15 protein-coding genes are annotated in these 13,342 nt (G+C 67.8%); 6 read left to right on the forward strand and 9 right to left on the reverse strand.

The window, feature by feature from the left end:
* Positions 1-10: 10 nt before the first annotated feature.
* The 3 genes from CWC60_RS11030 to folE form a co-directional block, all read right to left on the reverse strand.
* On the reverse strand, positions 11-1,051 hold the full coding sequence (locus CWC60_RS11030) for a rod shape-determining protein (protein WP_109794053.1): 1,041 nt from the start codon (positions 1,049-1,051) through the stop codon (positions 11-13).
* A gap of 162 nt (positions 1,052-1,213) precedes the next feature.
* Positions 1,214-1,840, reverse strand: a complete 627-nt coding sequence (locus CWC60_RS11035; RefSeq protein ID WP_109794054.1) for a hypothetical protein — start codon at positions 1,838-1,840, stop codon at positions 1,214-1,216.
* Between the two features lie 62 nt (positions 1,841-1,902).
* Positions 1,903-2,541, reverse strand: a complete 639-nt coding sequence (gene folE, locus CWC60_RS11040; protein WP_109794055.1) for a GTP cyclohydrolase I FolE — start codon at positions 2,539-2,541, stop codon at positions 1,903-1,905.
* Between the two features lie 194 nt (positions 2,542-2,735).
* Between folE and cysS the strand changes: the two genes are divergently transcribed.
* From cysS to CWC60_RS11055, 3 genes are read left to right on the forward strand one after another with little or no spacing between them, the layout of a single operon-like run.
* Positions 2,736-4,103 carry a cysteine--tRNA ligase gene (gene cysS / locus CWC60_RS11045; protein ID WP_109794056.1) on the forward strand — a complete coding sequence of 456 codons (1,368 nt, stop codon included), beginning with the start codon at positions 2,736-2,738 and terminating at the stop codon, positions 4,101-4,103.
* A gap of 51 nt (positions 4,104-4,154) precedes the next feature.
* Positions 4,155-4,427 carry a type II toxin-antitoxin system RelE/ParE family toxin gene (locus tag CWC60_RS11050; protein ID WP_109794057.1) on the forward strand — a complete coding sequence of 91 codons (273 nt, stop codon included), beginning with the start codon at positions 4,155-4,157 and terminating at the stop codon, positions 4,425-4,427.
* Positions 4,424-4,726, forward strand: a complete 303-nt coding sequence (locus tag CWC60_RS11055; protein ID WP_109794058.1) for a HigA family addiction module antitoxin — start codon at positions 4,424-4,426, stop codon at positions 4,724-4,726. The genes CWC60_RS11050 and CWC60_RS11055 overlap by 4 nt, the downstream gene beginning before the upstream one ends.
* Here the strand turns inward: CWC60_RS11055 and CWC60_RS11060 are convergent.
* From CWC60_RS11060 to CWC60_RS11080, 5 genes are all read right to left on the reverse strand, one after another.
* Entirely contained in the window at positions 4,723-5,634 is a 912-nt protein-coding gene (locus CWC60_RS11060; protein ID WP_109794059.1) for a methyltetrahydrofolate cobalamin methyltransferase, read from the reverse strand. The two genes, CWC60_RS11055 and CWC60_RS11060, sit on opposite strands and share 4 nt — an antisense overlap.
* A complete protein-coding gene (locus CWC60_RS11065; RefSeq protein ID WP_109794060.1) occupies positions 5,631-6,542 on the reverse strand; it encodes a methylenetetrahydrofolate reductase in 912 nt (303 codons plus the stop codon). Before CWC60_RS11065 ends, CWC60_RS11060 begins: the two co-directional genes overlap by 4 nt.
* Positions 6,535-6,837, reverse strand: a complete 303-nt coding sequence (locus CWC60_RS11070) for a virulence factor (protein ID WP_109794061.1) — start codon at positions 6,835-6,837, stop codon at positions 6,535-6,537. The genes CWC60_RS11065 and CWC60_RS11070 overlap by 8 nt, the downstream gene beginning before the upstream one ends.
* Before the next feature lie 289 nt (positions 6,838-7,126).
* Complete coding sequence (locus CWC60_RS11075; protein ID WP_109794062.1) at positions 7,127-7,762, reverse strand: DUF1638 domain-containing protein; 636 nt, start codon at positions 7,760-7,762, stop codon at positions 7,127-7,129.
* A 116-nt stretch (positions 7,763-7,878) separates the two neighbouring features.
* Complete coding sequence (locus CWC60_RS11080) at positions 7,879-8,583, reverse strand: corrinoid protein (protein WP_109794063.1); 705 nt, start codon at positions 8,581-8,583, stop codon at positions 7,879-7,881.
* A 254-nt stretch (positions 8,584-8,837) separates the two neighbouring features.
* Here CWC60_RS11080 and CWC60_RS11085 point away from each other — a divergent pair, with 254 nt between their 5' ends.
* Positions 8,838-10,397: a trimethylamine methyltransferase family protein gene (locus CWC60_RS11085; RefSeq protein WP_109794064.1), complete on the forward strand. Its 1,560-nt coding sequence runs from the start codon at positions 8,838-8,840 to the stop codon at positions 10,395-10,397.
* Positions 10,398-10,533: 136 nt separating this feature from the next.
* On the opposite strand, the gene CWC60_RS11090 is transcribed toward CWC60_RS11085, so the two are convergent.
* Positions 10,534-11,289, reverse strand: a complete 756-nt coding sequence (locus tag CWC60_RS11090; RefSeq protein ID WP_109794065.1) for a crotonase/enoyl-CoA hydratase family protein — start codon at positions 11,287-11,289, stop codon at positions 10,534-10,536.
* A gap of 62 nt (positions 11,290-11,351) precedes the next feature.
* Between CWC60_RS11090 and CWC60_RS11095 the strand changes: the two genes are divergently transcribed.
* Together CWC60_RS11095 and CWC60_RS11100 are read left to right on the forward strand one after the other, a co-directional pair.
* Positions 11,352-12,038: a glutathione S-transferase family protein gene (locus CWC60_RS11095; protein WP_109794066.1), complete on the forward strand. Its 687-nt coding sequence runs from the start codon at positions 11,352-11,354 to the stop codon at positions 12,036-12,038.
* A 19-nt stretch (positions 12,039-12,057) separates the two neighbouring features.
* A complete protein-coding gene (locus tag CWC60_RS11100; protein WP_109794067.1) occupies positions 12,058-13,287 on the forward strand; it encodes a metal-dependent hydrolase family protein in 1,230 nt (409 codons plus the stop codon).
* Positions 13,288-13,342 lie beyond the last annotated feature (55 nt).

Raw genomic sequence — 13,342 nt, forward strand, 5'->3', positions numbered from 1 at the left:
CGAATCCCGCTCAGTCGGTATTGAGCAGCACGCGCTTGAGCGTCTTGATCTCCTCGAGCGCGCGGCCGGTGCCCATGGCGACGCAGCTCAGCGGCTCGTCGGCGATGGAGACGGGCAGGCCGGTGGCGTGACGCAGGACATAGTCCAGATTGCCCAGCAGCGCGCCGCCGCCGGTCAGCACGATGCCCTTGTCGACGATATCGGCGGCGAGTTCCGGCGCGGTATGCTCCAGCGCGACCTTGCAGGCTTCGATGATGGCGCCGACCGGCTCGGCCAGGCTTTCGGCGATCTGGCGCTGGCTGATCACCAGTTCCTTCGGCACGCCGTTCATCAGGTCGCGGCCCTTGATCTCCAGCGTCATGCCGTCGCCCTCGTCGGGCGGGCAGGCGGAGCCGATCTCCTTCTTCACCTGTTCGGCGGAGCTTTCGCCCACCAGCAGGTTATGGTTGCGGCGGATATAGGCGATGATCGCCTCGTCCATCTTGTCGCCGCCGACGCGGACGGAGCGGGAATAGACGATGCCGCCCAGCGAGAGCACGGCGACCTCGGTGGTGCCGCCGCCGATGTCGACGACCATGGAGCCCGTGGGTTCCGTGACCGGCAGGTTGGCGCCGATCGCGGCGGCCATCGGTTCCTCGATCAGGAAGACCTGGCGCGCACCGGCGCTTTCGGCCGATTCCATGATCGCGCGGCGCTCGACCTCCGTGGAGCCGGAGGGCACGCAGATGATGACCCGGGGGCTGGCGAAGCTGCGCCGGTTGTGCACCTTGCGGATGAAGTGCTTGATCATGTCTTCGGCGACGTCGAAGTCCGCGATGACGCCGTCACGCAGCGGGCGGATCGCCTCGATGTTGCCGGGCGTGCGCCCGAGCATCAGCTTGGCCTCGTCGCCGACCGCCAGAACGTGTTTCTTGCCCCGGTGATTGGTAATCGCCACCACCGACGGCTCGTTGAGGACGATGCCGCGGCCCTTGACGTAGACCAGCGTATTGGCCGTCCCGAGATCGATTGCCATGTCGGCGGACAGCCAGCCTAGAAGCCTGGAAAACATTGAACGTGAACGGACCCCTGATTTCAAACGCCCGGACGGAAATAACGCGGTTGTCGATGTCCGGAGGTGCGCCGTTGGTTGTGGCGCAAGAATCGCCATGGCGCAACAGCTTCGTTGGCGGGAAGCGCCGCTGCATCCGCCATCGCGGCGCAGCGGAAGGGCTCAGCAGTCCTCCACCTTGACGCGGTGTTCGTGCACGGTATCGCCGCTGCGCGACAGATCCAGATCCTCGAACAATGCGCCCAGCAGCGGTCCGATCAGATGGTCCATGTCGCCGCAGCGCCCCTCTGTCCGGGCGCGGCCCCGGTAGACGATCTCGGGCGGTGCGGCCCCCGAACCGGCGCGGTAGATGCTCACCTCGACATGGGCCGGATAGGCGGTCTCCTCGTAGGTCTCGATGCGGTAGCCGTACAGGACGTCTTCGTAGAAGGTCACGAACTGGCCGTTGACTCGCTCGATCCGCTCTTCCGTACGGTATTCGGGAACCTCGAATTCGACGATCTCCGTGCGGGGCTCGCCGACATCATGGTCCAGCGTCGCGAACAGCGTCGCCTCGGTGCGCGGCGCCAGGCGGTAGCCCGCGGCGCGGAGCCTGCTTTCCAGTTGGGCACTGTAGTCCTTCGACGCCCCGTCAGCGTTCTCCGACGGGACGACCGCCACGCTTTCCACAGCCGACGGCGTCAGCGCTGCGGCGTTCGAGCCGGTCACCGTGACCTGCTGAGAAGGCGTGCACGCCGCCGCCAGGGCCACAAGGCCGGCGGCGGCCAGATGTTGCGCGAAGAGTCCCATAAAACATATATGGTAACGCTCCTGCGCCACGTCACCTGTTTTCGCGATCACGATTACGGGGCTCAGACGCCGCGGCAGAGGTCCAGGAAACGCCGCTCCATGTCCCGGTCTTCCCGGAAGATGCCGGTGAAGCGGGTGGTGATGCAGGAAACGCCAGGCTTCTTGACGCCGCGCGTGGTCATGCACTGATGGGCGGCGTCGATCAGGATGGCGACGCCCCTGGGCTGCAGCACCTTTTCCAGCGTGGCGGCGATCTGCGCGGTCATGGTCTCCTGCGTCTGCAGCCGCTTGGCGTAGATGTCGATCACGCGGGCCAGCTTGGAGATGCCGACGACGCGGCCTGCCGGGAAATAGGCGACATGCGCCTTGCCGATGATCGGCACCATGTGGTGCTCGCAATGGGTCTCCAGGCGGACGTCGCGCAGCATGACGATGTCGTCATAGCCCTCGACCTCCTCGAAGGTGCGGCCCAGCACCTCTTCCGGATCCTCGTCATAGCCGGCGAAGAATTCCTCATAGGCGCGCACGACGCGTCCGGGCGTGTCGCGCAGACCCTCGCGGTCCGGCGTGTCTCCGGCCCATTCTATCAGGGTCCGCACTGCGGCCTCGGCCTCCTCCCGGCTCGGGCGGCTCTTGCCAGTGGCCGGGTCGTACTCGCGGCCCCGGGTATCTTCTCGGGGTCCGTTCACCAAAACGTCCATCGCGTCGCGGCTCCTTGTCTCAACTCGCGCGCAGCGTTCTACGCAACCTGCCATCGGCCGGTTCATTTGACCTTATGCGCCTGGATTAATCAAATGGCGCACCCGCGCCGGCGTGACAACCACGGGCCTCCCCGCCCTTGAATGCGCCGTCATTCCAACTACAACGGCCCTTCACCTGACGGAGGACGCTGTACATGACGCTGCAGATATACAACACGCTGACCCGAAGGAAAGAGGCCTTCCGGCCCGCTGATCCGGAACGGGTAACGGTGTATGTCTGCGGACCCACCGTCTACAACCATCCGCATATCGGCAATGCGCGGCCTGCAGTGGTCTTCGACGTGCTGCACCGCCTGCTGAAACGGCTCTATCCGGGCGTTGTCTTCGCCAGTAATATCACCGACGTCGAGGACAAGATCATCGACGCCGCACGCCGCGAAGGCGTTCCGATCGAGACCATCACGCGGCGCTATGCCGAAGCCTATCGCGACGACGTCCGGGCGCTGGGGGTTCTGGATCCCGATGTCGTGCCGCGTGTGACCGAGACGATCCCGGAGATCGTCGACATGATCGCCCGTCTGGTCGAAAGCGGCCACGCCTATGAGGCCGAGGGCCACGTGCTGTTCAACGTCACATCCTTCGACCAGTACGGCGCGTTGTCCAATCGGAGCCGCGACGAAATGGTCGCGGGCGCCCGCGTGGAGGTGGCGCCCTACAAGAAGGATCCGGCGGATTTCGTGTTGTGGAAGCCCTCCGACGATACACAGCCGGGCTGGGACAGTCCCTGGGGCCGGGGCCGGCCGGGCTGGCACATCGAATGCTCGGCGATGATCGAGAAGCATCTGGGCCGCACCATCGACATTCACGCCGGCGGACAGGATCTGATCTTCCCCCACCACGAGAACGAAATGGCGCAGTCGACCTGCGCCCACGGCGGAGAGGTCTTCGCGCGCTACTGGATGCACAACGGCATGCTGCGCATCGAGGGCCAGAAGATGTCGAAGTCGGTGGGCAACGTGCTGCTGATCCACGACCTTCTGTCCCGGGAGCCGGCGGAGGCGGTGCGTCTGCTGCTGCTGTCCGGCCACTACCGCCATCCGCTGGACTTCTCGCAGGCCGGGCTGGACCAGGCGCGAAAGAATCTGGACCGGATCTACGGCCTGCTGCGCGGCGTGCGCGCGGCCGATCCCGACAGCGGCCACCCGGACGTCGCCGCGGTGCTCGCGGCGCTGATGGACGACCTCAACACGCCCAAGGCGCTGGCCGAGATCTTCCGCATCGCGCGCGCCGTCGAACAGGGCGAAACGGGGGCGGAAGTCCTGCGCGACGCCTGCTGGCTGCTCGGCATCGGCCAGCAATCGGCGGAGGCCTGGCGTCAGTCCGCGGCAAGCGCCGCGCCGCAGGTCGACCCGGCCGTGGTCGAGAGCCTCATCGCCGAGCGCCAGGCCGCGCGGAAGGCGAAGGATTTCGCCCGCGCGGACGCGATCCGCGATGAACTGACCGGCATGGGCGTGGTTCTCGAGGATGGCCCCGAAGGCACGACGTGGCGAATGGCGGGGTGAGGACGTCAGGCAGTTGTTGACGGATTATATGTAAGGCAATACCTTACAGAAGTGATCGAGAGCTTCCGGCATCGCGGACTGCGCGACTACTGGCGGAAGGGGCGTGCGGGCCGACTGGATGGCCGGTGGCTCCGCGAGCTGGACCGCATTCTTGCGGCGCTGGAGGCGGCAGAGCGGCCGGAGGATCTGAACTACCCCGGCGCCTTCTTTCACGCGCTGAAAGGCGTTGACCGCTATGCAGTTCGGGTGACGGGCAACTTCCGCGTGACGTTCGCCTGGCGCGGAGAGGCGGCTGTCGACGTCGATCTGGAGGACTATCATTGACTGCCCATCATTCGATCAGAGCTGTGCATCCGGGCGAGGTGCTGCGGGAGGACGTGCTGCCGGCCGTGAAGTTGAGCAAGGCCGCCATCGCTCGCGCTCTCGGGATATCGCGCCAACACCTCTATGACATTCTGAACGAGCGGCAACCGGTCAGCGCGGAGATGGCCGTGCGCTTCGGAAAGCTGCTGGGCAACGGCCCGCGGCTCTGGATCAATCTCCAGCGCAATTATGACCTCGCCGTCGCGGAATCGCGCGTGGACGTCTCCGGCATACCGACGCTGGAAGCCGAGACCGATTAGGCCGCGCGGCGGCGCCGGCGCTCGCCGCGGGCGCGGCGGCCTTCCGTCTCCGAAGGCGCCGCGTTCGGGTCGCGGTTCGCCTTCAGCCAGGTGCGGCAGTCCGGATCGTGGCCCATCAGCACATTGGCCGCCCGAACGGCGTTCATGTCCTCGTCATGCAGCGGATTCATGATCGCCGAGGTCATGCCGGCGGCCATCGCCATGGACAGGAAGTGGCCGTTCATCACCCGCCGGTTGGGCAGGCCGAAGCTGATGTTGGAGGCGCCGCAGGTCGTGTTCACCTTCAGCTCCTCGCGCAGGCGGCGGACCAGGGTGAAGACCTGCCGGCCGGCGTCGTTCATGGCGCCGACGGGCATCACCAGCGGGTCGACGACCACGTCCTCGTGGCCGATACCATGATCGGCGGCGCGCTCGACGATCTTCTTCGCCACTGCGAAACGCACATCCGGGTCGGTGGAGATGCCGCTCTCGTCGTTGGAGATCGCCACCACGGCCGCGCCGTGCTTCTTCACCAGGGGCAGGACCAGTTCCAGGTTCTCGTCCTCGCCGGTCACCGAGTTGACCAGCGCCTTGCCGCGATAGACGGCGAGCCCGGCTTCCAGCGCCGCGATGATCGAGGAATCGATCGACAGCGGCAGATCGGTGAGCGACTGCACGAGTTCGATCGTCTCGGCCAGGATGCGCGGCTCGTCGGCCAGCGGGATGCCGGCATTGACGTCCAGCATGGTGGCGCCGGCGGCGACCTGGGCCAGCGCGTCGGTCTGGACGCGGCTGTAGTCGCCGACCTTCATCTCGGCGGCCAGCAGCTTGCGGCCGGTCGGATTGATCCGCTCCCCGATCACGCAGAAGGGCTGGTCGAAACCGATGACGATCTCGCGGGTGGCCGAGGAGAGAACGGTGCGCGTCATTTGCGGGCTTCAAGCTGGATGGGTTGCGTGTCGGCGAAGGCTTCGACGCCGTTGACCCAGGAGCCGCGCTCGAAGAGCCACTGGGAGGATTTCTTCAGGCCGCCGAAGGGGAAGACGTGCATCTGCCGGATCGGTCCGGCGGGATCGCCGGCCCAGTAGCTTTCCAGCGGCTGCACCACCGATTCCGGCGAATGGCCGGTGGCCAGCGCGGTGACGGCGCCGGCGCGCTTCTTCAGGAAGCCCAGGGATTCGCCCACGCCGCAGGCGGCGGCGTATTTCAGCAAGGTCGCGATCTTCGCCGGGCCCGAGACGCCGATATGGATCGGCAGCCGGTTGCCGGCGGCAGAGACGCGCTCCGCCCAGGCGATGAAGCGCCGGGCGTCGAAGCCGAACTGGGTGACCAGATAGAGCTCGGCGTCGGTCTCGGCGGCGAACGCGTTCTTCTCCCGGAGTGCGGCGTCCAGCGCCTCGGGCGCGATATCGGGGCTGCCCTCCGGGTGGCCGGCGACGCCGATACGGGTGAAGCCGAGGCGGTCGAACCAGCCGCTCCGCAGCAGTTCGATCGAGGCGGCGATCGGACCGGCCTGCCGTTCCGGGCTGCCGGCGACCGCCAGAGCCTCGGTCACGCCCGCCTCACCGGCCAGCGCCTGGATGCGCGCCTCGAAGGCCGCCCAGGACGTGAAGCGCCGCGCCGCCAGATGCGGCACGGCCACATAGCCGTAGTCCTGCAGCGACCGCGCCGCGCGGATCAGGCGGGCGCTGTCGTCGGTGCCGAGATCGGTCAGGTAGACGCGGGTGTTGACCGGGAAAAGACCGGCGAGGTCCACCTTTTCGAGCACCTGTGTCGGTGTCGCCTCGATGGAAGCGCCGATGCGCGGGCTGCCGCCCAGCCGGAACATCTCAGTCATGGGCCTTGCCTCCATTGGCGACGAGTTCGTGGATGCGATCGGGGGTGTAGAGCGCTTCGAGCGCGGCTGCGGCCTCGGCCGCCAGTGTCTCGGGGTCGCCCTCGACGGCCTCCGGCGCGCCGCGGCGCCATTCCGCCAGATAGGCGTCCTGGTCCTTCGCGCCGAGCTTCATCGCGGTGCGGTCGATGGCCTTGATGAATCGTTCGGGCAGCTCGACGGCCGCGCGCTGGCGGCCCGCCTTGACGATGACCTGGGCGGGGATGTCCCGCCAGTAGACGATGACTTTCTGTGCCATCTTTCCGTCCTCTTGCCCTGAGGCCGAATATGATGATTCGAAGGGACGGAATGTGGCTCCGGCGCGACCAGAACGAGTCGCTCTTGCGATAAAAGCGACATCGTCGTGTCTTTGTAACCTGTTGATAATAAAAGAAATGTCGCGCCGGAGACGGCGCATGTCGCATTTGGGTCACGACCGGGAGGTCGCGATCGGACGCATGCCGGCGAGGGCGCGACGCGGCGCGCTGTCCCATGCGGGGCGGAGAAGGGGCTGTCGGTGGCTGGCCGGACGCCGGCCCGGCGCGCCGTCAGACGTTGCGGTCGATGAACGCCTGCAGGTCGCCCAGGCCGGTCTCGCGGCGCTCGAAGGCGAGGCCGAGCCGGTCGGCGGCGGCGCGGGCCTGCGCCGTCAGATCCGGATCGTCGGTCTGCGCCAGGTAGACCAGTTTCTCGTAGTTGCCGAAATACTGGTCACGGAGTTCGGGATGCCGGTCCAGGCCCAGCGGCTTGATCACCAGGGTCTCGAACTGACGGGTCAGGAAGTCGGTCAGGTAGAAGGCCGTGTACTCTTCCTCGGCCAGCGCCTCGAAGGCGGCGTTGCCGGAATAGAAGGCGTAGCAATGGGGGCCGGGAATGCGCTCGACCCCCAGCTCCTCACAGACCTTGTCCAGCCGTCCGCCGGTGCCGCAATCGGCGTAGCCGACAAGGACGTCGCCATAGGTCTCGCGCGCCTGCAGCACCGCCTCGCGGACGGCCCCGGGGATCTTGTCGGGCGTGTTGTGCAGGGTCGCGGGAAGGCATTTCAGCGCCAGATGGCCGAGCCCGCCCCGGCCGATCATGCCGCCGATCTCCCGCGCCAGCGCGCCGCAGGCAATAATGAGGGTTCTTTCCTGGGCGGCGTCGCTGAGATCCGCGCGCAACCGTCCCGATGCCGTGTCTGGCATGTCTCACTCCCATGAACGCAACAATACCGGTCGAAAGGGGGAATGGGCACCATACCACCCTGGCCGGCCGAAGTCACATGACCCGGCGCGGCCGCGCCGGGCGAATTGCTATCCGGCTATCCGGCAGCGGCCTGGTTGTGCCGCCGCGCGATGAGGTCCTTGGCGGTCTCCACCGCCACCGCCGCGTCGCGGCAATAGGCGTCGGCGCCGATCGCCTCGGCGAACTCCTCGTTCAGCGGCGCGCCGCCGACGAGGACGATGTAGTCGTCGCGGATCGATTTCTCGCTCAGCGTGTCGATCACCACCTTCATGTAGGGCATGGTGGTCGTCAGCAGGGCCGACATGCCGAGGATGTCCGGCTTGTGCTCCTCCAGCGCCTCCAGGTAGTTCTCGACCGGGTTGTTGATGCCGATGTCGATGACCTCGAAGCCCGCGCCTTCCAGCATCATGCCGACCAGGTTCTTGCCGATGTCGTGGATGTCGCCCTTGACGGTGCCGATGACGACCTTGCCCATCTTCGGCGCGCCGGTCTCCACCAGCAGCGGCCGCAGGATCGTCATGCCCGCCTTCATGGCGTTGGCCGACAGCAGCACTTCCGGCACGAACAGGATGCCGTCGCGGAAGTCGATGCCGACGATGCGCATGCCCTCGACCAAAGCCTTGGTGAGGATGTCGTAGGGCGTCCAGCCGCGCTCCAGCAGGATGCGGACGCCTTCCTCGATCTCCTCCTTCAGGCCGTCATAGAGGTCGTCCATCATCTGCTGGACGAGGTCGTCGTCCTCCAATTCCGAAAGGACAATGTCTTCGTCGTCGTCGGCCATGACTTCATCCCCCGGATCGGTCGGATACGCGAACGGGCAGGCGTCCCGTTATCGGGACGTCGCGGCTCCCTTATGACAGCAAGCCGCCGCAGCGGGATTATTCATGTGCGACCTCGGCGCATCGCTTTGCGACGCCGTTGCAGCCGGCGGGCGGGGCCTGTCGCGCCCGCGTCCTTCGCGTGCCGCAGCCGGGACAGTGGGCCGCCGGGCGCGGGCGTATCTGGATCGTGCATATTGCCATCTGGAGCAGAGCGATGGACGCGGACACCGATCAGGAACAGGGGCGGCGCAAGGGCCGCCGCGGCGGCGGATCGGACGCCCGCCGCGACCGCCGGAAGGGCGGCGGCATGGAAAGCCAGCGTTTCATCACCCGCAAGCTGAAGCCCTATGAACTGCTGTCCGAGGAAGGCCTGGCGCTGATCGAGCGCAACGCCGACATCGTGCTCCGGGAGATCGGCATCGAGTTCCGCGGCGATCCGGAGGCGCTGGCCATCTGGCGCGACGCCGGCGCCGACGTCGACGGCGAGCGCGTGCGTTTTCCCGAAGGGCTCTGCCGGTCGCTGATCGGCACGGCCCCGGCGACATTCGTCCAGCACGCCCGCAATCCGGAGCGCTCGGTCGAGATCGGCGGCGACAGCACCGTCTTCGCCCCCGTCTACGGCCCGCCCTTCGTCCGCGATCTGGAAGGCAAGCGGCGTTACGCCACCATCGAGGATTTCCGCAACTTCGTCCGTTTGGCGTACATGGCCCCGGCCATGCACCATTCCGGCGGCACGGTCTGCGAACCCGTCGACGTACCGGTGAACAAGCGGCATCTGGACATGATCGACGCCCATGTCCGCTTCTCCGACAAGCCCTTCATGGGTTCGGTCACCCATCCCGACCGCGCCGCGGATTCGGTTGCCATGGCGAAGATCGTCTTCGGCGAGGACTTCGTCGACCGGAACTGCGTGCTGATCAACCTGATCAACGCCAACTCGCCGATGGTGTTCGACGAGACCATGCTGGGCGCGCTGAAGACCTATGCCCGGGCGGGGCAGGCCTGCATCGTCACGCCCTTCATCCTGGCCGGTGCTATGGCGCCCGTGACCGCCGCCGGCGTGCTGACCCAGACCCTGGCGGAGGCGATGGCCGGCATGGCCTTCGCACAGCTCTGCCGGCCCGGCGCGCCGGTGGTCTTCGGCAGCTTCGCCAGCTCGATCTCCATGCAGTCGGGGGCGCCGACCTTCGGCACGCCGGAGCCGGCGCTGGTGCTCTATGGCGCGACGCAGCTCGCGCGCAGGCTGGGCGTGCCCTTCCGTTCCGGCGGCGGTCTCTGCGGCTCCAAGACGCCCGACGCCCAGGCGGCCTATGAAAGCCTGGCGACGCTCAATCCGACCCTGATGGCCGGCGTGAACTTCGTCCTTCACGCCGCCGGCTGGCTGGAGGGCGGGCTGGTCTCGTCCTTCGAGAAGTTCGTCATGGACTGCGATCAGCTCGCCATGCTGCAGCGTTTCGCCGAGGGCGTGGACCTGAGCGAGAACGGCCAGGCCATGGACGCCATCCGGGAGGTCGGCCCCGGCAGCCACTATCTGGGCTGCGCCCATACCCAGGCGAATTTCGAGACCGCCTTCTACCGTTCGCCGCTGACCGACAACAATTCCTACGAACAGTGGGAGGCGGAAGGCGCGCGGCGGATCGAGGAGCGCGCCAACGACCTGGTGCGCAAATGGCTGGCCGACTACCAGCAGCCGGCGCTGGACCAGGGCGTGGGCGAGGCGCTCGACGACTATATCCGCCGCAAGAAGGATTCCATGCCCGACGCCTTCACCTGAAAGGGCAACGCCGAACGGGCGCCCCACCGGCGGGTCGAACGGCTGTTCGACGCAGAGATGCGGCGCGCCTTCGGATTCGGCGGCGGCGGGCACGGAACATGATCACCCGCACAAGGCGGGGGCGATATTCGGACTCTCAGTCCCGTTCGCCGTGGCGGCCCTGACCGCCGGCGAAGCGCGCCGCGCCCGCCAGCGCCTCGGCCCGCTTGGCGGCCTCGGCCAGGCGCTTCTCGTTGGCGAAGGCGTCCGCGAGACCGAAGTCGTACTGCTGCAGGGCCGACAGCCGGTCGGAGTGCATGGCGAGCTGCGGAAACTTCGCCAGCCGTTCCGCCATCGCGACCGCCGCGGCGCGGGCCTCGCCCTTCGCCACGACCTGGGTGACCAGGCCCCATTCCAGCGCCTTGGCCGCGTCCACGGGCTCGCCCGTCAGCAGCATGTGCAGCGCCCGGCCCTGGCCGACGATCCGCGGCAGGCGGACGGTGGTGCCGTCGCTCATCGGCACGCCGAAGCGGCGGCAGAAGACGCCGAAGACCGCCGTCTCGTCGGCGATGCGGATGTCGCAGCGCAGCGCGACGCCGAGGCCGCCGGCGACCGCATGGCCCTCGACGGCGGCGATCAGGGGTTTGGAGAGCACGGCGGCGTTCGGCCCTTCCGGGTCGCCGGCCCAGGCGACGTAGTCCGGCGCCATGGCCTTCAGGTCCGCCCCGGCGCAGAAGGCGCCGCCCGCACCGGTCAGCACACCGGCGCGCTGTTCGCCGTCGGCGTCGAACTCGGCCAGCGCCCGGCCCAGCGCCCGGGCCGTCGGATCGTCCAGGGCGTTGCGCGCCTGCGGCCGGTTGATGGTGAAGACCGTGACAGGCCCCTCGCGCTCGACCAGCAATCCTGCGTCCATGACTTTGCCTCTCCCGCCTTCTCGCCTACCGTGCCGGTAGCATAGCGCGGGAAGCGAGAGCCATGGCGATACGGATGTACGATCTCTGCGGGGCGGAGCCCCAACGGCGCTTCAGCCCCTTCTGCTGGCGGGCGCGGCTCGCCCTGGCGCACAAGGGCCTGGAGGTCGAGACCATCCCCTGGCGCTTCACCGAGAAGGAGGCGATCGCCGCCCACGGCTCGAAGACCGTGCCGGTGATCCTGGACGGCGGGAAGGCGGTCTCCGATTCCTGGGCCATCGCGGAGTATCTCGAAGACGAATACCCGGACCGCCCGGCGCTGTTCCCCAACGGCCGCGGCGAGGCGCGCTTCGTCAAGGCGTGGTCGGAGGCGGTTCTGAGCGCCGGCATCATCACGCTCGTCGTCCATGACATCTACCAGCATCTCGATCCGGTGGATCTGGACTACTTCCGGACCTCGCGCGAGAAGCGCTTCGGCAGGACACTGGAGGAGGTGCAGGCGGGCCGCGAGGACAGGGTGAAGGGCTTCCGCCAGTCGCTGACGCCGCTCAGGCTGACGCTGCAGGCCCAGCCCTGGGTCGCGGGCGCGCAGCCCGGCTTCGCCGATCACATGTGTGTCGCGCCCCTCCTCTGGGCGCGCGCGATCTCCGAATTCCCGCTGCTGGAAGCGGACGATCCGCTGAACGACTGGCGGAACCGCATGCTGGATCTGTATGACGGCCTGGCCCGCAGCGCGCCGGGCTACGATTGACGGAAAGGACCGAACGATCATGGACAAGGGACCGACGCTTTACGCCGGGGGGCTGGTTTTCGACGGGCTGGAGGCGCCACAGGCGGGCCTCGGGGTGCTGGTCGACAAGGGCCGCATCGAGGCCGTGAAGCCTGTGGCGGCGTTCGAAGGCTTCGCGGGCCGGCGCGTCGACACTTCTGGCGCGACGCTGATGCCCGGGCTGATGGATTGCCACATCCACATCTGCTACGGGGCCGAGGGCAATCCGGGCGACGCGGCGGAGAAGCTGACGCTCTCGGCGCTGACCCTGAAGGCGATGGACAACGCCAGGAAGATCCTGGAAGGCGGCGTCGTCGCGGTGCGCGACTGCGGCGGCAAGGACTATGTCGACCTGGACGTGCGCGACGCTCTGAACGCCGGCCGCTTCCCCGGCCCGGTGATGCGCGCCTCGGGCAAGATGATCTGCATGACGGGCGGCCACGGCAACAAGAACGGCATCGTCGCCGACGGCTGCGACGAGGTGATCAAGGCGGTGCGGACCAACGTTCACAAGGGCGTCGACGTCATCAAGATCATGGCCACGGGCGGGGTGATGACGCCCGGCGTGAATCCCGAGGACGCGCACTACTCGGCCGAGGAGATGGCCGCCGGGATATCGGAGGCGAAGCGTTTCGACAAGCGCACGGCCAGCCACGCCCAGGGCGCAGAAGGCATCCTCAACGCCGTGCGCGGCGGCATTCATTCCATCGAGCACGGCATCTTCATGAACGAGGAGTGCATCCGCGAGATGATCGAGCGCGGGGTCTTCCTGGTGCCGACGCTGGCGGCGGTGAAGAACATCATCGCCAACCGCGACCGGGGCATCCCGGCCTGGGCGGTGGAGAAATCGGAGCGGGTCTACGACATCCACATCGCCGCCTTCCGGGCCTATCAGGCCGCCGGCGGCAAGGTCGCCATGGGCACCGACGCGGGCACGCCCTTCAATCAGCACGGTGAGAACGCCCAGGAGCTGGCGCACATGGTCGAGGCCGGCATGTCCACGCTGGACGCGCTGATCGCCGGCACGTCCAATGCCGCGGAACTGATCGAACCGGGCGAGCGCGGCCGCGTGGCCGAGGGGCTGGTCGCGGACCTGCTGCTGGTGCGCGGCAACCCGGCCGAGGACATCGCCATGGCCGCCGAGCGCGCCAACCACCTGATGGTGATCAAGGACGGTCGGCCCTTCGCCGACCGCCGCGGGGGCGCCGAACTGGCCCAGGCGGCGGAGTAGACCGGGACAGGCGATCCCCCGCCCGGCCGCACCTGCCGGTCCGGCCATCCTCCCC

Origin of the sequence: Minwuia thermotolerans (assembly GCF_002924445.1) — a bacterium.
GTDB classification, from domain to species: domain Bacteria; phylum Pseudomonadota; class Alphaproteobacteria; order Minwuiales; family Minwuiaceae; genus Minwuia; species Minwuia thermotolerans.